Origin of the sequence: Erythrobacter aurantius, assembly GCF_023823125.1 — a bacterium.
Classification (GTDB): domain Bacteria; phylum Pseudomonadota; class Alphaproteobacteria; order Sphingomonadales; family Sphingomonadaceae; genus Erythrobacter; species Erythrobacter aurantius.
The window spans coordinates 2,774,708-2,791,695 of the sequence record NZ_CP090949.1 but is presented as its reverse complement, the minus strand read 5'-3'; the positions used below and the strand labels follow the sequence as shown (position 1 = coordinate 2,791,695).

Genomic DNA, 16,988 nt, shown 5'->3' with positions numbered 1-16,988 from the left:
AGTCTAGGGATCATCTGAGTTGATACTATGCTGTATCTCTGCCAGCAGAGCATCTGCTTGCTGGATGCAGCCCTTTTCTATCATCCAACCGGCCAGGACGGCCGGCTCGGTCACATCCTCGGGGATCAGGTGAAGGCGAATGCTGTACTCGCGCTCGTCATCCTTAATGATGAACGCTTTGGTCATCTCGATCTCGCTCAACTTGGCAACCGTTAGGGCGCTTTGCCCTGCGTCGAAGCGGAACTGGGCGTTCCAGGAGCGATCGATAGGGAACAGGGCGTAATGGCTGCTTGTGGTGCGGGCCGGTTGCCACCAGACGATCGGTGCGCCCTCAACCAGGCACCTTTCTCCGGGGCGAGTAACATCGATCAGCCAGGGCGAGGGCAGAGGAGGGGCATTCGCGCCCGACCGCACGGCACCGACACGACTCGCCCTGTCATTGCGGGTGGCGACCAGTGCTGCGAGCGCACGGCCTGCGCCTTGCCTCGGAAGCGCCTGGGACCTGAGCGGGCCATCATGTGGTCCGCGAAGGCTGATCACTGTGCCGTCGGTTCGCACGACGACCAGCTTTCCGCCCGCCGGCAATTCTACCGGACGCGCCTCATCGACCCGCGAGCCGACTTTGAGATCGATCCCACGCACTTCGACAACCACCAGCGATTGAGCCGCAGCTGGCATGGCAAAGCAGAACGCGCACGCCGCAAGCAGCGTCCGGATCATGCTCCAGCTCCTTCGACAAACACCGTTTCGGTTCCGCTTCCCACGAATGTGAACGCACCCCAGAAGAAGGGATGCGCGGTTTCGGGATCGCTTATGGACTGCAGCTGGGCCCGTTGCAATGCAGCGTCGGTGGCAAGCGCCCGGTTTTTGCCGATCTCTCCGAACATGTCGCGCATCAAAGCCGCAGTAGCGGCAGATGGAACCTGCCAATGCGTCACGAGCAAGCTGCGCGCGCCAGCGATAAAGAAGCTTTCCGCAAGTCCCGAAAGCGCGTCGCCTTTTTGAACGGTCGAATTCGCACTTGTGGCGGTGTTGCAGGCAGAGAGCACCACGAGGTTCGCGGCAATTTTCAATGCCGCAACCTCGCTTGCATCGAGAAAGCCATCCTCGTCTCTGGACCCGACCACGCCGGACGGGCGCGCCAGAGCAATTCCAGGCTCGTTCTGGCATGCAATCTCGCCGGGCATGACTGCATGGGTTGCCACGTAAATGACGTTATATTGGTCGAGCGGTTTGGTGCGGAGCGCCGTTTCCTTGGCTTGCATTTCCGCAAACAGATCTGCGCCCGTGACGCCTAGAGCGGCAATCACGGCGCGAACCTCATCGATAGTATCGGGCAGTGACTCCAGCTTCTCGAAGCGGCTAGGTAGGGCGATGTCTTCGGGATTGCAGGTATGAGTATCCTCGCCCGCCACCACAGAGGGCGCCCCGGTAAACGTCGGATTGGCGATGCCCAGAAAGGGCCTTGGCAACGCCCGCACTGGCTTGGTCTGGCGCAGAAGGACGAAGCTGCCGATCGATGGCGCGTGAGTGATCGACATGCGATTGATCAACCACGGAGCGTTCCGGTAATCTCCATCCTCGGGGACATCTGTCACAAGCGTGCCGAAGGGCAGGTTGCTGAGAGGACCATTGGGAACCACAATCAAGCGTTTGACCCGTGCAAGCGGTTCGCTGACGCCTCCGAAAAGCGTCTGGTAAAGGAAATGCGCGTCAGCGAGGTTGAACTCGTTTACTGACCTGCCCTCGATTTCCAGCCCCTTGCGCAGGGCACGCACCATCTCGGCCAGATCATCACCACCTGCGGCGATAGGCGTGATGTAGATCCGTTCCCGCACGACAAGCTGAAGGAAGGAAACGTCAGCGCCTATCAGGAAGCTGGCGAACGCCTCATCATCGCTCAATACGCCTCGTAGAATGTCGAGATCAGGCGCCCGGGTTTCGGCGAACCATTGATATTCAGGATAATCATTAGAAAGGCTATTACGCAGGGCAGCCGCGGTCGCAGCTTGCTCATCAAGCCGTTCTGTCAAAAGCCTATTAAGATTGTCATCGCGCTCAGCAGCAGGCTTGCCGCGTTCGATCGCCAGTTTTCCGGTCAATTCCGATTGCGCGAGCAGGACTTGCTTCAAGTCGCCTACAAGCTCAGCCAGTTTCGGCCTGCCGTCAATGATTTGAAGGGAGGCGAGATCGATCGCTTCATCACGGCCCGGGACAAACGCCAACTGGAAAGCATCATAAAGCTCTGTCATCAAGCCGAGCTTTTCATCTTCGTTCGCGGTCGCGTCAGCTTCGGCAAGGACTGCTTGCGCGAACGGAATCAAGTCATTGACCCGCAGCGCGACCGAGCCGCGCGGCATTTCCTTCGCGATCTTGATCGCGCTGCGATAGGTGATAATCGCGTTCACGTTCATCGCTTCACGCTGGTATGCCCGCCCTTGAGCTAGCAACAGTCGCACAACGCCTGCGCCGTCGCCCTGAAGCGATCTGCGAATTGCGATGGCACTCTCGAAGAACTTCTCGGAAGCAGACAAGCGACCGAGTGCCGATGAGGTTTCAGCCAGCACTGCAAGGATTTCCGACCGCCAGATCGGCGGTTTCTGAGTTGCGGAGTTCAAAACGAGAAGCGCCTCCCCCGCTTTCGCATAGGCTGAAACAGGATCATCCAGTCTCAGGAGGATGGCTGCCTCCCTTGCAAGGGCCAGCGCCAGTTCCGACTGAGCATCGATCGCCTTTGCTTCGCTCGACTGAAAGAGGGAAAGCAGGGCCTCCTGATCGTTGCTTCCGGCAATCCGCCGCCATTGGGCAGTCGCACTGCCTGCGTATTGACCGGCTGTACGAAAATCTTCTTTCAGAGCCGCGATGCTTGACTGGTAGCCGGCAAGGCGAGCGCGATCGCTGGGGCGCGGCGATCGATCAAGAAGCGGGCCGACGCGGCGGACTATAGCATCAGACGCCTCGAAGTCTTCCTGATAAGCCAGAACCATGGCCAAATCGAGAAGCAGCGCAGAGGTCCGCAAATCAGCCTCACCAAACAGCCGCACCTGCACTTCAAGTGCAGCGTCCAGCCGCAGTTGCGCCGTTTCGAAATCCAGTTTCGCGCTTGCTTCGCGGGCCTGCGACCAGAGTTCGCCAATCCGGCGCCGGTCAGCGAACGAGCCGAGCGGGACTTTTGCGGGCCACAATTCAGCAATTGTTTCAGCCATGCTCTCGTCCGGCAGCGAAACGTCAGCCCCTAACTGAAAGGCGAGAAATGGAAATGCGAAGGCCGCGCCAAAGGCAATCTGCGGACCATTCGCAGCGTTGCGCACCAAAGCCATGCTTGGCCAGCCATCCACTATATCGCGGCACGGAAGCGCCCAGACAGAAAGACCGCCAAACCTAAGCATCTGCGGTGGTTCGCAAACCACAGCCTCGCTCGCGCGTAAATACTCCGACAACCGATCAAGGTTCGCGAGATCAGCATCGCCAGTGACCGCCTGCGAGGGCGCTCTATCCTGGTGGATGACGAAACCGACTTGATCAGATCCGCAATAAATAGTTGTCTTAATGCTGGTTTGCGACCACGCTGCCGCGCGCTCGGAACCGGCCGTACGGCATGCGTCGCCACCAAGCGCCGGAGGCTCCGCCCCATCGCTAAGCAAGTCAGAATTAAACTGTGCTGTCGCCTGCCGCCCGTGTGCCGGCGCTGGCTCTTGAGCAAAGGTATGCAGCAAAGCAAGACCGCCCACGAAACAAAAGGCAAGACGGATTACTTTCAACTCACCCTCCCCGGCTTTCAAGCTAAGTTATCTGGAAGCCAGAAATAACCATACCTTTCATACGGCGACTTGCCTGATTGCTGGGATCGCAGCTTGTAAACTCAAGTTCGAATCAATTGCTTTTTGATATAAGGGCTAGAGAGGGCATTGTCAAAGCGATGGCGGCGGATGGGCCTGGCTGCTAGCTGGAGCAGATGAACAAAGCCAAGAATCCGTTCCGCTACTTCCACTCATCACCTGAAGTCATCCGAATGGTTGTGATGCTTTATGTTCTGTATCCACTGAGCTTACGCAATGTTGAGGATCTGCTGTTCGAACGCGGGATAGATGTCTGTCATGAGACCGTGCGGCTGTGGTGGAACCGCTTCGGGCCCATGTTCGCCGCCGACATCAAGCGGCAGCGGATTAGTAGAATGAAGGGCTACACCCAGTGGCGCTGGCACGTCGATGAGGTGTTCGTGAAGGTCAATGGAGAGACACACTATTTGTGGCGTGCTGTCGATCACGAAGGTGAAGTGCTTGAGAGTTACGTCACTAAGAAACGGGACAAATCCGCCGCTTTGCGGTTCTTCAAGAAGACGCTCAAGCGTCACGGTAGCCCGGTAGAGGTTGTGACTGACGGCCTGCGATCATATCCGGCAGCGATGCACGATCTTGGTATCGAAGATCGTCGAGAAATGGGCAGGTGGCTGAACAATCGGGCAGAAAATTCTCACCTGCCTCTGCGCAGGAAGGAACGAGTCATGCTCCGTTTCCGACAAATGAAGACGCTTCAGAAGTTCGCGTCGGTGCACGCGAATGTGTACAACCACTTCAACTCAAATCGCCACCTAACTGACCGACAGACCTACAAAGCAAACCGTTCAGCCGCCTTGGCTGAATGGCAAACTCTCATGGCCTGACCGCTTGATCGGGTAGGGGATAGCCTTGCCATGTGGAGACGAGTTAGCGTCGGACTGACAGCACCACGAGAAGCTGGGCGGCCACGCCCGGATTATCGACATGTGGGGTCAGTGCCTGCCCCACGAACGCGATCGCTCCCTGCCGAAGGGTTTCGACCCGTCGGCGGATCGCGGCTGAGAGCGGCACCTCGGAGGACAGCACGCGGTGAAGCTGCGGGTCGTCCCGATGCAGATCGACAAGCCCCCGCACCAGCGCATCCACCAGCGCCGCGGGATCGTTCGCACCATTGATCCCGGCGGCGGCCGACGCGAGAAGCGCCTCACCCCGCGCGAGATGATCCGAGGCTATCTCATCCGCCAACGCCTGCTTGTCGGAGAAATACTCGTAAAGCGAACCGATCGACACGCCCGCCCGCGCAGCCACCGCGTTGGTGTTGAACCCCGCCCATCCCTGTTCGGCCAGAATCCGAGCGGCTGCTTCGATGATGGCGGCGACGGTCGCCTTCGAGCGGCCCTGTTTTGGTTTGCGAACAACGGGTTGGCGCGATCTGGCGGCAGGCATGATCGGCTCCTCCAATCCGAGCAGTAAAATCCGAGCAAATACTCGATATCCCTTGTGGGAGACAAAGGGAAGACGGAACAGAAGTCCTACGACACCCAAGCGCTGCCAAGAAGTTGAGACTCCAATCCTGAGAGATACCCGTGAAAGCCGTCATAAACACGATTCTAGATGCACCAGTCGAGCGGATCTGGGCGGAGTTAAGAACTACTCGCTTGCTAAATTGTGTGGCGGCACCGCTCATCGCCTTTGATCCCATCGATCCCGTCACCATGCCCGCCCACTGGGGCGACGGACGTTATCTCGTTCGTATGCGATTTCTGGGCTTGATCCCCATCGGCCGTCAGCAGATCGCGACCTCGACGCCGCAACCCGAGGACCAGGCCCGAGGCGTGTTCCGCCTTCGCGACAACGCGACAGGCGACATCGCGAAAGTCTGGGACCATTTCATCGTGATCGAGGCGCGAACCGACGGTCGCACTGCTTACCGTGACGAGGTGGAGGTGAAAGCAGGCGTTCTCACCCTTGGCGTGTGGCTTTTCGCGCACTGGTTCTATCGGCACCGCCAGGCACGCTGGCGGCGCTTGGTTCGGCGCGGATTTCGCTATCCTGGCGATCGAGCCTAGAGCGCAGCGCGGGTGCCCCGCCAGTGCCGCCTCAGCGTTGGGGTTGAACCCCATCCTTTCTGGTCAGAAATCGAGCGGCTGCGTCGACGAAGGTGGCAACTGCCGCTTCCGATCGGGCCCTTTTCGGCTTGTGAACAGGCACTTGGTGCGATGTGACCAAGTGAAGACCGGCACCTTTCAATCCAAGTCAATACTGAACATGGCCTGCGGGACATAGAGGGAAAACCAGAATGAAATCTTACGAGACATCGGGGTCCTGGACGGAGTATCGGGACATCTTGGCCACCCGCTTTGGCATCCGGATCGAACGCAGGCCTGCCGAGATCTGGCGGAAAATCCGCGGCCACGACGTCCATCTAGACGTCTGGGAACCGGGGGAACCTGCAAAGGGCACGCTGATCCTCGTGCACGGCGGCGGCGGCAATGGCCGGGTGCTCGCGCCCTTCGCCGATCTCGCGGCCAGTCTCGGTTGGCGCGCACTGGCGCCTGACCTGCCGGGCTATGGCCTGACCCGGCCTGCACCGGGATACCGGGGCGACTACGGCGAGTGGCCAGCGGTCGTCGCAGAGCTGGCGGACGAGACCGAGGGGCCGGTCGTGCTCATGGGCCTGTCAGTCGGGGGCATGACGGCCGCCTTTGCGGCCGAGGAGGCTTACAGGGTCGATGGCGTGATCGCGACAACGCTGCTCGACATGGGCGACCCTGCCCTGCTGGTGCGCGCCGCGCGCTGGCGCTGGCTCGGCTGGATGTCGCTTCTGGGGTTCCGGCTGATGCCGTGGATCGTCGACCGGCTGGCGATGCCGGTCTGGCTCCTGGCGCCGATGGGAGTGATGTCAAGCGACGCGGGGATGAAGCACTTCTTCGCGCGCGACCCGCTTCTTGGGAAGCTTTGGGTGCGGCTACGGTTCTTCCGCAGCATGCATGCCCGCAAGGCGGCGCGGCTCGCACCACGCTGTCCGCTCCTCCTCGTGCATCCCGGCGCGGATGCCTGGACCCCGACCGAGTTGAGCCGCCCGGCCTTCGATCGGGTGGAAGGACCGAAGGAACTCGTCGAGCTCGGCAACGGGTCGCACCTGCCGCTTGAGCGCCCGGCCTTCGACGAATTGCGTGCCAGCATCAGCCGCTTCCTTGGGTCCATCCGGCACCAACGAAGCAGCAAAACGGACGAACTCCTACCCGCACAGCCGGATGACATTACAAGGGATCGGCAGCAAACGCTGCGTTCCTAGATCAATGCACGACGCAAGTTGGTGCCACCATCTGAAAAATTTGCGTGACTACTTAATGCATCGCGACTGACTTGGGGCCGAAAGCGGAATCTCCGGTTTTGACGGCAAAACGGCTGACCTTGTCGTCACCCAAAGCGCTTTCCCCCTGCAGTTCATCGAGAAATCGCGCGCTCTGGTTGATCGGTTTGGGCGCTGCGGCTTGATCCCTTGCCGATTGGCGGCAAAGGTGTGCGTTTTCCGGTTCAACCGTCATATTCAAACGCTTCAGGGGCCTTGCATCATGTCGTGGATCTTGAAACCCAAGTGGGCGAGATCGACGGCGGCGACGCCAGAAACGAAAGTTTTACAGACAACATCAGGCTGTATCATGCCCAAAAGGGATGCTCTTGTGATCGTTGTCCGGGCGCATCCGTTTAACTTATGCGTTTGCTATCAGTGATTTATTCTCCGTGGCGCGCCAGAACCACCAAGTTGCGCACTTTGCGGCTGAGGTCCGCGCTCGAAAGCATGCTCTCCGGCTTCGTGAAAAAGGCAGCAGTCTCTTCCTGTTCAGCGAGGGCGTTGCAGCGGCGAGTGAAAGTTCTCTGGAAACGCTGTAATTGCCCGGGGCTGGTGACATCATCTGCAGCCCGGACGTTAAAGCGCGCGCGGTAAATGGCGGTGTAATAACGCGAGTTGAACCTATCGCGTGTCCGGCGCACGTCGGCCCGGATGCGGTTCATAGCTTCGTCATAGGTAGCGCCTTGCTTCATCATCGCTTCCTGCGTTTCGTAGCCCAAGTCGGCCAATGCGATATAGTCGACGCCATAACCCAGAAGATCGCAGGTATAGGCTGTCACCAGAGTGTTGGCGAAACGCATAGAACCTTCGTCAAGATCGCGAACCTGCTCAAACGGATTTGATGACAGCGCCAATGATGCGAAAATTGCGAGAGCTACACTCATAGACTTTCTCCATTGTCATGCGCCGATCTGATTGGCTAACTCGTTGTTCCTGAATTCATAATTAATCCCAATCTGCGAGCATGCAATCGATTGGCGTGTCAATAGCTTCAAGGTGTGCCCACTTATTGCCATCATTGCAGGAGACATCACACGCGCGCCTGAGGCGTTTGAACATAAAAGCCTTTTGCCGGCTGAACATGCCTGAACCAGAGAATATCACACCGAGTGCTTGGCTAGTTTTGTAACGGCTTGAATCGGGACGAAAGCCGACCAGTCGCTTCCGGGGGGACATTCCGCTCAAACCGCTGCGCGTCTGCTGCACCATCTCCCTTGCAGTTCATCGAGAAATGGCGCGCTCTGGTTGATCGGTATTGGCCCTGCGGCTTGATCCTTTGCCGATTGGCGGCAAAGGTGTGCGCCTTCCGGTTCAACCGTCATACTCGAACGCTTCAGGGGCCTTGCATCATGCCGTCATTCAATCCGCGCGTTGCCGCGCTTGCCGTCGCCTTGCTTTGCGGAACCGCCACTTCCGTCGCTGCCGAAGAAGGGTTCTATCAGCATCCTGCCGCACGCGGCGATGTGCTGGTGTTTGCGAGCGAAGGCGATCTGTGGCGCACGGCACGCGGCGGGGGCAGCGCGATCCGGCTGACCAATCACGAAGGGGAGGAAAGCCACGCGCATATCTCCCCTGACGGCAGCATGATCGCCTTCAACGCGAGCTATGACAGCGGCGATGATATCTATGTGATGCCGGTGGCAGGCGGAACGCCGCGCCGCCTCACTTTCGAAGGGGGCGGGCTGACGACAGTGGGCTGGACCCCGGATGGACGGGTGATCTTCGCCTCGCGCCTGCGCGGCAACGGGCAGGGGGAAGTGCTGCACACCGTCTCTCCCGCAGGCGGAGACATTCGCGCAATCCCGCTGTGGCGCGCCAATGATGCGAGTTTCGGCAGCGATGCGGCCACTTTGTTCTTCTCGCGCCGGGGCCTCTACGCCCGCGCCCGCGACAATGCGGTGCAATATCGCGGCGGCGGCATGGCGCAGTTGTGGCGCTGGAATGAAAGTGCCGGTGGCGAAGCGGTGCAATTGCTCGCCGATTTCGGCGCGCCGATCCGGATGCCGATGGCGCATGGCGGGCGCGTCTACTTCATCTCGGACAAGAGCGGGGCGGATGCCGTCTGGTCGGTGGCAGAGGATGGCAGCGGGGTGACACAGCATTCCGCCGAATTGCCGTTCCCCGTGCTGCAGGCTTCCATCGACGGGGGCGAGATATTCTTGCAGAACGGGGCGGACCTGCACGTCTTTTCGACCGCGACCAACGCACTGTCGCGGCTGGAAATCGACATCGTGACCGATCGCGAGCAGACCCGCCCGCGCACGCTCGACAAGCCGCTGACCCAGATCGAGGCGGCGCGGATCACGCCTACGGGTGACAGCCTGACGGTGACGGCGCGTGGTGAGGTGGCGCTGGCCGCGCCGCTCGCCCGGCGGCGGGCGGAACTGGCCATTCCCGACGGAGCGCGTGCGCGGGAGGCGGTGGCCGGGCCGAAGGGTGAGGACGTGTTCCTCGTGCTCGATCGCGGGGAAAGCCGCGACATCGTGCGCATGGCGGGTGACGGTTCGGGCGAACCGCGGGTGATCGCAGGCAATTATGACGCGCACATCTGGTCTTTCGCGCTGGCGCCCGATGGCAAGACGCTGGTGGTGTGGGACAAGGATGCGCGCCTGCAGAAAGTCGATGTGGCGACGGGGCGGGTGACGCTGCTGGCGCAGAACGAGACGGGATCGGACAATGTCTTTTCCGATGTCGTGTTCTCCGCCGACGGGCGCTTCATCGCCTATGCCGAGGCCGGATCGGAGAATTTCGGCAATGTCAGCAACATCTATGTCCAGAACCTTGCGACCGGGGAACGGGTGAAGGGGACTTCGGGCAAGTTCAACGATTACGCCCCGGCGTTCTCCGCCGATGGCGCGTGGCTCTATTTCATTTCCGATCGCAATTTCGATCCCGAACCCGGCAGCCCCTGGGGGGATCGCAACATGGGCGTGTCCTTCCCCAATCGCGGGGAACTGCACGCGCTGCAGCTTGATCCGGCGGCGGATTTCCCGTTCCGGCAGGAAAACGAGCTGACGGGCAAGGGCGAGGAGGAAAAGAGCGGCTCCGGGTCCGAAAAGCCGGAGGATGACGACAAGGACGACGCGGACAAGCCCGCCGCCAATGTCGTGCTGAGCGGGCTTGCTGCGCGACTTTACAAGCTGCCGGTGAAGCCGGGGGCAAGCCGGACGCTGCTGGCGACGGAGAAATTCCTCTACACCTACATGGACGACAAATGGGTTTCGATCGCGATCAACGCGAATGATGCCAAGGTCGAAACCTTCGCCGCAAAGGCGCTGGGCCTGCAATTGTCCGCCGATGGCAAGACCATCGCCGTCGCGCTGGAGGGCGGGGCGGGGCCGCGCTTCGTGCTGGTGCCTGCGGGCGCGAAAATGCCGGACGAACTCGACGACAAGACCGTGCGGCTGGGCGACTGGAAGCTGACGATCGATCCGGTTGCGGAATGGCGGCAGATGTTCCTCGACGCATGGCGGATGCACCGCGACTTTGCCTATGACCCGGCCCTGCGCGGGGTCGATTGGGACGCAGTGCGCGCGCAGCACGAGCCCTTGCTGGACCGCATCGGCCACCGCGCCGAACTCAACACCATCCTTGGCCAGATGGCCTCGCAACTGGGCATCCTGCACAGCCAGGTGCGATCGGGCGATCTGCCGGAGGATGGCGAGAACAGCGAGATGGCGTTCCTCGGCGCGGAATACACGCCGGTGGCTGGCGGCTTGCGGATTGACCGGATCTATCGCGCCGAAGCCGATCTGGTCGGCCTGCTCCCGCCGCTGCGCCGTCCCGATGTCGATGCGCGCGAAGGCGATGTCATCCGCAAGGTGGACGGGCGCGCTATCGCCTCGCTCGCCGACCTGCGGCTCGCGCTCGCGTCCAAGGCGGGGCAGCAAGTGCGGCTCGATCTGACCCGTGGCAGCGCGGCTGTCAGCACCATCGTCACCCCGATGAATGCGGGCGGGCGCGCCATGGCCGAATATTACGACTTCACCGAAGATCGCAAACAGGCGGTGGAGCGGCTTTCGGGCGGCAATATCGGCTATGTGAAGCTGCGCGCGATGGGCAGCGGCGACATCGCCAGCTTCGCCCGCGATTACTTCGCACAGCTCGACAAGGACGGGCTGATCATCGACGTGCGCAACAACAGCGGCGGCAATATCGATTCCATCATCGTCTCGATGCTGATGCGGCGCGCATGGGCGTTCTGGGGCGCCCCGGACGGCACCGGCCAGATGACCACCAACATGCAGAACGCCTATCGCGGCCATATTGCGGTGCTGATCGACGAACGCACCTATTCGGATGGCGAAACCTTTGCCGCGGCGGTGAAATCGCTGGGGCTGGGGCCGCTGATCGGGACGCGCACGGCAGGGGCAGGCATCTGGCTGAGCGACCGCAACCGGCTGACCGACAATGGCGCGGTGCGGATCGCCGAATTCGCGCAATACGACATCAACGGCAACTGGATCGTCGAAGGATACGGGATCGCGCCCGATTACGAGGTCGAAAATCCGCCGCACGCCACTTTCAACGGCGGCGATGCGCAGCTAGAGGCGGCTATCGCGCTGCTGCGTGACCGGATTGCGAATGAGCCGGTGCCTGCCCTGGTGCCGCGTCCGCTCAGCCCGCTTGGCACTCCGGCACGCGATGTCACGCCGCTGGATCGATAGACGGGATCGAATTGATGATGGATGCTCTTGAACAACGTCTTGCCGCCGCTCCGGTGGTGCCGCTGATCGGGGAAAACGATCCGGCCCGCGCGGTGAAGACCACTCAGGCGCTGGCAGACGGCGGCCTCAGCGTGATCGAGGTGGTGATGCGCAGCCCCGGCGCGCAGGCGGGGATGGAGGCGATCCTTGACCAGACCGAGGGGCTGATCGTCGGCGCGGGCACTGTGCTCACCCTCGATCAGGCGAAATCGGTGGTGGCGAGCGGGGCGCAGTTCATCGTTTCGCCCGGCCTTGTCGATGAAATCGCGCGCTATTGCATAGACGAAGGCATCCCGTTCTTCCCCGGCACGATGACAGCCGGCGAGGTGCAGCGTGCCTATGCGCTGGGCCTGCGCAAGGTGAAATTCTTCCCGGCGAGCCTTGCCGGCGGAGTACCGATGCTAAAGGCGTTCAGCTCGGTCTTCGGCGAGATGCGCTTCATGCCTACAGGCGGCGTTTCGGCGGCCAACCTTCCCGAATTCCTGTCTGTCCCCAGCGTCATTGCTTGCGGTGGCAGCTGGCTGACCCCGGCTAACGCGATTGACGCGGGCGATTATGCGCAGGTTACGGCGCTGGCGCGTGAAGCGGTGGACATCGCCCGGAAGGCGCGCGGATAAATTCGTTATCGGATCCGCAGCCGCAACAGGTTGCGATCCCCTGCGCGGGTGTAGGTGATATCCTCTCCCCAGGCGCGGACGATGGCCAGGCCCACGCCGCCGCCGGTGTGCGGGTCCGGCCCGTCGAATCCCCCCTGCTTGGCCGGGTCGAACGCGGCCCCGTCATCCTCCAGTTCGAGCACCACCGCGCCGCCGACATCGTCGAGCGAAAGCCACAGTGAAAGATCGCGATCGGTGCCGCCATGGCGCAGCGAATTGGCGACGAGTTCTTCGACAACGATTGCAGCTTTGGTCCTCCCGCGTTCGTCGAGACTGCTGTTCGGGAGAAAATCACGAGCAAATTCAAGTGCTTCAAGAATCGCGGAGCGCGGATCCCTGCCACTGGCAACAAATGCTGAAAATCGTCTCCTGTGATCCATGATTCTATGCTAACACACCTTACGAACGGGGGGATACATGAGAAAGTTGAGCTTGCTTGTCGCTGCGATGGCCTGTGTGGTTGCGCAACCGGCCATGGCTGAAATCGGTCGCATAAAGAACGTAACCAGCGGGGTCGAGGTTATCCGTGATGGCCGCGCAATCCCTGCGCGCCCCGGCCTTAAGCTGGAACAGGGCGATGTTATTTCCACCGGCGCCAGCGGGCGGGTGGGCATCACCCTTGCCGACGATTCGCGCATGGCCATGGGGCCGAACAGCCGCATCACTCTGGACGAATTCGAATATGATCGCCGCCGCCAGACGGGCCGTTCGGTGACTTCGGTCAATCGCGGTTCGCTGGGCGTGACATCGGGCAACATCACCCGCACCGGGCGTGACGCGATGCGGGTGCGCACGCCGACTTCGACACTGGGCGTGCGCGGCACGACTTTCGTAGTCGAGGTGACCGAATGATGCGGCGGGGCGTCGTTGTTGCCGCCGTCTCGCTCGCCCTTTCTGCCTGTGTCGCCGGGGACAAGGTTACCCTGCTGGAAAGCCCCGAAGGCAAGCCTGTCGGCGCGGTTGCCGTGCTGCAGGAAGGCGGACAGGAAACTGTGCTGGACCGGGCGAACCTTCAGGCGAGGCTGACGCGCGGCAACCCCCGCGTGCGCCAGCTTGACGAGATCGATCCGGCCTATGCCCGGCTGATCGCCGATCTTCCGCCGCCGCCTTCGCCGCTGATCCTGCGCAACCTGCTCTTTGGCGAGATCACTCTGACCGCGCAGCAGATTACCGACATCAAGGCGCATCTTTCCGATCTCGACAGCCGCCCCGGATATCAGATCCTTGTGCGCGGCTTCACCGATTCCGTGGGCGACGAGGCGGTGAACACGCAATTGTCGCAAGACCGGGCCGAACAGGTTGCCCGCATCATTCGCGCCGAAGGTTATACCATCGCCGATGAAGACGTGATCGGCATGAGCGAATTCGACGCGCGCAGGCTTGACGGGGACGAGGTGCCGAATCCTGACCTGCGCCGGGTCGAAGTGATCATTCGCTGATCGCCGATCAGTGATCTGATCGCTCCTGCGGGCCCAGAAAGCGCAGGGTGAAGATCGTCAGGTCGTCGCTCGGGTCGCTTTCACCTTCGAACGCCCGCACCGATGCGGCCAGATGCGCCGCGCGGCCGGGCGCGGTCCCGTCGGCGCTGGCTGCAAGTGCGGCGACCACCACTTCGACCCCGAACAATTCGTCCCGCTCGTTCGCCGCTTCGGTCGCGCCGTCGGAAATGACCACCAGGGTTTCCCCCGCGTCGAGGCGGAAACTTTCGGCGCTGTAGGGAAAGTCGATCACGCAGAACGGCGGACCGCCACGCATGGCCAGTGTTTCGACCTCGCCGGTTGCGCGCACCACCATCGGGTTTTCGTGTCCGGCATTGATCAGTTGCAGATCGCCGGTCGAACAATCGAGCGTGCCGACCAGCATCGTCAGGCCCATTTCCTCGTCCGCTTCGTCCATCAGATCGAAATTGAGCGCGGATACGGCCGCTTCGAGCCCGTCGCCTGCGCGGGCGAGATTGCTTTTGGAAAGTGTTTTCGAAAGCGCCATGAACAGCGCGGCGGGCACGCCCTTGCCGGTCACGTCGCCGACAAGGAACAGCAGCAGATCATCGCTGACCTTGACCGCGTCGAAGAAGTCCCCGCCGACCGATTTCGCCGGTTCCAGCACGCCGGCGATATCCGCCCGGTGATCCAGCCGCGACAGCACCTTTTCGCCCGGCACCATGCTCATCTGGATGCGCCGTGCAGCCTCCAGTTCGCCGCGCTGTTCGGAGGCACGCACCCGTTCTTCTACCAGTTCGGATGCGAGCCGTGCCCGTTCGGCGCGGGCAAGGGCATAGCGCGTCGCCACCAGCGCGATTGCCGCCGCCGCCGCCACCATCAGCGGGCGCACCGGATCGAACAGCAGATTGGCGCCGGTATAGGCGGCAAAGGCGCCAACCGGGATAAGGGCTGCCGATCCCAGCGCCACCCCCAGCAGCCAGTTGCGCGCCGTCCATCCGGCTGCCAGCACCAGTCCCGCCAGAGCCAGCGCGGCGAGCACTTCCAGCAGCACCATTGATGAAGGCCGGGTCAACCATTGGCCTTCGATCATGGCATCGACGGCCATCGCCTGCACCAGCACGCCATCGACTTCGCTTTGCAGCGGCGTGGCGACGATATCGTAGGTCCCCGTCGCTCCGACGCCCACCAGCACGGCCTTTCCGGCGAAGACATCGGCGGGCAATTCGCCCCGGAACAATTGCAGCGCCGAATATTGCGGGACGCTGGAATTGTAGCCCATCTTGAACGCGAAATTCCCTGCGGAGTCTGCGGGCAGGGCGCGATCGCCCAGCATCAGCCTGCCGTCCTGCCAGCGCAGGCTTTCCTCGCCCAGCGCGACGCGGGCGATCTCCAGCGCAAAGCCCGGCGCCTGTCCCGAACCGACCTGCATCGACAAGGGAACCCGGCGCACCACACCGTCAGCATCGGGCTGGCCGTTGACAACGCCTTGCCCCAGCGCGGCCAGATCAAGCTCTGGAATGCTGGTGAATATCCTTTGCGTGGCGAGCGTACCCGGCGGGGGAGTGCCTTCGACCGGGGTGTTGAAGAAGATTTCGTCGGCATCGACACCTGCGTCCTCGATCGCGACACGGGCCATCACGCTCGGCTGTGTGCCGAGGACATCGGCGAACACATTGTCCATGTTGGGCAGTGCCAGAACGGCGGCGCGCGTCGCCGGGTCCAGTTCCTCTTCGAGATAGACCTTGGCAAAGGCTTCGGGCCGGACGGGATCGGGTTCGATGAAATACACGTCGATCCCGATTGCAGCAGGATCGCTGCGGCCGATCAGTTCGATCAGCTGCGCCATCTGGTAACGTGGCCAGGGCCATGATCCGCCTTCGGCCACGCTTTCATCGTCGATCAGCACCACCGCGACATTGTCTTGGCTGATGTCGCGCGGAGCGAGTTGCTGCATGGTGTCGAACGCCAGTCGCCGTTCGAAATCGCCCGCGAAAAAGCTGATCAGCGCGCCCAGCAGCGCCCCGGCAAGCACCGCCCATACGACAAGCGCGCGGGCACGGGTCTGGCGATTGGTGTCAGAGCTGGACACAGAGCCCGTCATAGGAACACAGCACTTCCAGTTCGGACTGGTTGCGTGTCAGTTCCTCATACCGGATCGTCTCTGCATGCATCCGCTGGATGTCGGCGTCGCTGTAGGTCGGTTCGTGGTGGAACAGCGCCAGCCGCCGTGCGCCCGCTTCGTGGCACAGGTCCACCGCGACGATGTTGGACGAATGGCCCCAGTCTTCCTTCATGGAAACGCTGTCGGCGAGCGAATACATGGTGTCGGCGATCACCAGATCGGCCCCGGCGATGAAATCGACCATCGCCGATTCCTCCTCCATCCGGTCGATCTTGTATTCGGCATCGGTCGAATAGATCGCCACGCGGCCCGATTTGTCGCGGAAACGATAGCCATAGCTGTCGTGGCTGTGGTTCTGCTTGATCATGGAAACGGCCAGTTCCCCGATCTGGTATTCGCGGCCGGTTTCCAGCGTATGGAATTCGATATTCGCCCGCAGCCAGTCGAAGGGAACCGGGAAGGAAATTTCTTCCTGTTGGCGGCGCAGCGCCTCTTCGGCGTCGCTGTGGCCGGCGTGGATGATGACTTTCGCCCCTTCGACGAAGGCAGGGACGAAGAACGGGAAGCCCATGATGTGGTCCCAGTGCAGGTGGGACAGGAAGAAATGCCATTCCTTGGGCCGGTTTCCGTCCGACAGGCGGCGCAACGTGTCCAGCCCGTATTCGCGCAGTCCCGATCCCATGTCGCAGACCACGAAAGCACCCGCACCCACGTCCACTTCGACGCAACTCGTCGCGCCGCCATAACCCTGACCGACGGCGAATTCGAGTTCGTTACGGGCGTAATCGAGCGCGGCGGCCTTGTCGGTGAGGGTCTTGCCGCTGGCATGGAGGAGCGCGTCTGCGACCTTGTCGGTGATTGTCGAGGCGTGCGGTGCAACCGGCAGCGATCCGCGCGTCCCCCAAAACCGGATCTGCATACTCCC

General features: G+C 61.7%; 15 protein-coding genes. 7 read left to right on the top strand and 8 right to left on the bottom strand.

All coding sequences use genetic code 11. The features are described 5' to 3' along the window. Window positions 1–3 precede the first annotated feature (3 nt). Together L1K66_RS13415 and L1K66_RS13410 are read right to left on the bottom strand one after the other, a co-directional pair. Window positions 4–720, bottom strand: coding sequence for a hypothetical protein (locus L1K66_RS13415; protein WP_252258309.1), 717 nt, complete (start codon window positions 718–720; stop codon window positions 4–6). Continuing rightward, a complete protein-coding gene (locus tag L1K66_RS13410; RefSeq protein ID WP_252258308.1) occupies window positions 717–3,761 on the bottom strand; it encodes a CHAT domain-containing protein in 3,045 nt (1,014 codons plus the stop codon). Before L1K66_RS13410 ends, L1K66_RS13415 begins: the two co-directional genes overlap by 4 nt. A gap of 194 nt (window positions 3,762–3,955) precedes the next feature. On the opposite strand from L1K66_RS13410, the gene L1K66_RS13405 reads away from it, so the two are divergent. Next, window positions 3,956–4,663: an IS6 family transposase gene (locus L1K66_RS13405; protein WP_252258307.1), complete on the top strand. Its 708-nt coding sequence runs from the start codon at window positions 3,956–3,958 to the stop codon at window positions 4,661–4,663. A 43-nt stretch (window positions 4,664–4,706) separates the two neighbouring features. On the opposite strand, the gene L1K66_RS13400 is transcribed toward L1K66_RS13405, so the two are convergent. Next, on the bottom strand, window positions 4,707–5,225 hold the full coding sequence (locus L1K66_RS13400; protein WP_252258306.1) for a TetR/AcrR family transcriptional regulator: 519 nt from the start codon (window positions 5,223–5,225) through the stop codon (window positions 4,707–4,709). A gap of 224 nt (window positions 5,226–5,449) precedes the next feature. Between L1K66_RS13400 and L1K66_RS13395 the strand changes: the two genes are divergently transcribed. Further along, window positions 5,450–5,848 (top strand): hypothetical protein, encoded by a 399-nt coding sequence (locus L1K66_RS13395; RefSeq protein ID WP_252258305.1) that lies wholly within the window; start codon window positions 5,450–5,452, stop codon window positions 5,846–5,848. A 230-nt stretch (window positions 5,849–6,078) separates the two neighbouring features. Next, entirely contained in the window at window positions 6,079–7,077 is a 999-nt protein-coding gene (locus tag L1K66_RS13390) for an alpha/beta hydrolase (protein WP_252258304.1), read from the top strand. Window positions 7,078–7,129: 52 nt separating this feature from the next. Here L1K66_RS13390 and L1K66_RS13385 read toward each other — a convergent pair whose 3' ends face one another. Together L1K66_RS13385 and L1K66_RS13380 are read right to left on the bottom strand one after the other, a co-directional pair. Next, entirely contained in the window at window positions 7,130–7,330 is a 201-nt protein-coding gene (locus tag L1K66_RS13385; protein ID WP_252258303.1) for a hypothetical protein, read from the bottom strand. 187 nt (window positions 7,331–7,517) lie between these two features. Continuing rightward, window positions 7,518–7,991, bottom strand: a complete 474-nt coding sequence (locus L1K66_RS13380; RefSeq protein ID WP_252258302.1) for a hypothetical protein — start codon at window positions 7,989–7,991, stop codon at window positions 7,518–7,520. A 495-nt stretch (window positions 7,992–8,486) separates the two neighbouring features. On the opposite strand from L1K66_RS13380, the gene L1K66_RS13375 reads away from it, so the two are divergent. Both L1K66_RS13375 and L1K66_RS13370 read left to right on the top strand, forming a co-directional pair. Further along, on the top strand, window positions 8,487–11,804 hold the full coding sequence (locus tag L1K66_RS13375) for a S41 family peptidase (protein ID WP_252258301.1): 3,318 nt from the start codon (window positions 8,487–8,489) through the stop codon (window positions 11,802–11,804). A gap of 14 nt (window positions 11,805–11,818) precedes the next feature. Further along, window positions 11,819–12,460 (top strand): bifunctional 4-hydroxy-2-oxoglutarate aldolase/2-dehydro-3-deoxy-phosphogluconate aldolase, encoded by a 642-nt coding sequence (locus tag L1K66_RS13370; protein ID WP_252258300.1) that lies wholly within the window; start codon window positions 11,819–11,821, stop codon window positions 12,458–12,460. Between the two features lie 5 nt (window positions 12,461–12,465). Here the strand turns inward: L1K66_RS13370 and L1K66_RS13365 are convergent, their stop codons facing one another. Next, entirely contained in the window at window positions 12,466–12,879 is a 414-nt protein-coding gene (locus tag L1K66_RS13365) for an ATP-binding protein (RefSeq protein WP_084155756.1), read from the bottom strand. Window positions 12,880–12,916: 37 nt separating this feature from the next. Here L1K66_RS13365 and L1K66_RS13360 point away from each other — a divergent pair, with 37 nt between their 5' ends. Both L1K66_RS13360 and L1K66_RS13355 read left to right on the top strand, forming a co-directional pair. Continuing rightward, complete coding sequence (locus L1K66_RS13360; RefSeq protein ID WP_034954979.1) at window positions 12,917–13,351, top strand: FecR family protein; 435 nt, start codon at window positions 12,917–12,919, stop codon at window positions 13,349–13,351. Further along, window positions 13,348–13,938, top strand: coding sequence for an OmpA family protein (locus L1K66_RS13355; protein ID WP_252258299.1), 591 nt, complete (start codon window positions 13,348–13,350; stop codon window positions 13,936–13,938). The genes L1K66_RS13360 and L1K66_RS13355 overlap by 4 nt, the downstream gene beginning before the upstream one ends. Before the next feature lie 7 nt (window positions 13,939–13,945). Here L1K66_RS13355 and L1K66_RS13350 read toward each other — a convergent pair whose 3' ends face one another. Together L1K66_RS13350 and L1K66_RS13345 are read right to left on the bottom strand one after the other, a co-directional pair. Beyond that, window positions 13,946–16,030 carry a CHASE2 domain-containing protein gene (locus L1K66_RS13350; RefSeq protein ID WP_252258298.1) on the bottom strand — a complete coding sequence of 695 codons (2,085 nt, stop codon included), beginning with the start codon at window positions 16,028–16,030 and terminating at the stop codon, window positions 13,946–13,948. Continuing rightward, window positions 16,017–16,982, bottom strand: coding sequence for an MBL fold metallo-hydrolase (locus L1K66_RS13345; protein WP_252258297.1), 966 nt, complete (start codon window positions 16,980–16,982; stop codon window positions 16,017–16,019). The genes L1K66_RS13350 and L1K66_RS13345 overlap by 14 nt, the downstream gene beginning before the upstream one ends. Window positions 16,983–16,988 lie beyond the last annotated feature (6 nt).

Bases quoted from the DNA above. Each gene is read 5' to 3' on its own strand.
- L1K66_RS13415 (WP_252258309.1), bottom strand. From the start codon at position 720: ATGATCCGGACGCTGCTTGCGGCGTGCGCGTTCTGCTTTGCCATGCCA.
- L1K66_RS13390 (WP_252258304.1), top strand. From the start codon at position 6,079: ATGAAATCTTACGAGACATCGGGGTCCTGGACGGAGTATCGGGACATC.
- L1K66_RS13355 (WP_252258299.1), top strand. From the start codon at position 13,348: ATGATGCGGCGGGGCGTCGTTGTTGCCGCCGTCTCGCTCGCCCTTTCT.
- L1K66_RS13400 (WP_252258306.1), bottom strand. From the start codon at position 5,225: ATGCCTGCCGCCAGATCGCGCCAACCCGTTGTTCGCAAACCAAAACAG.
- L1K66_RS13345 (WP_252258297.1), bottom strand. From the start codon at position 16,982: ATGCAGATCCGGTTTTGGGGGACGCGCGGATCGCTGCCGGTTGCACCG.
- L1K66_RS13365 (WP_084155756.1), bottom strand. From the start codon at position 12,879: ATGGATCACAGGAGACGATTTTCAGCATTTGTTGCCAGTGGCAGGGAT.
- L1K66_RS13385 (WP_252258303.1), bottom strand. From the start codon at position 7,330: ATGACGGTTGAACCGGAAAACGCACACCTTTGCCGCCAATCGGCAAGG.
- L1K66_RS13375 (WP_252258301.1), top strand. From the start codon at position 8,487: ATGCCGTCATTCAATCCGCGCGTTGCCGCGCTTGCCGTCGCCTTGCTT.
- L1K66_RS13405 (WP_252258307.1), top strand. From the start codon at position 3,956: ATGAACAAAGCCAAGAATCCGTTCCGCTACTTCCACTCATCACCTGAA.
- L1K66_RS13360 (WP_034954979.1), top strand. From the start codon at position 12,917: ATGAGAAAGTTGAGCTTGCTTGTCGCTGCGATGGCCTGTGTGGTTGCG.
- L1K66_RS13370 (WP_252258300.1), top strand. From the start codon at position 11,819: ATGATGGATGCTCTTGAACAACGTCTTGCCGCCGCTCCGGTGGTGCCG.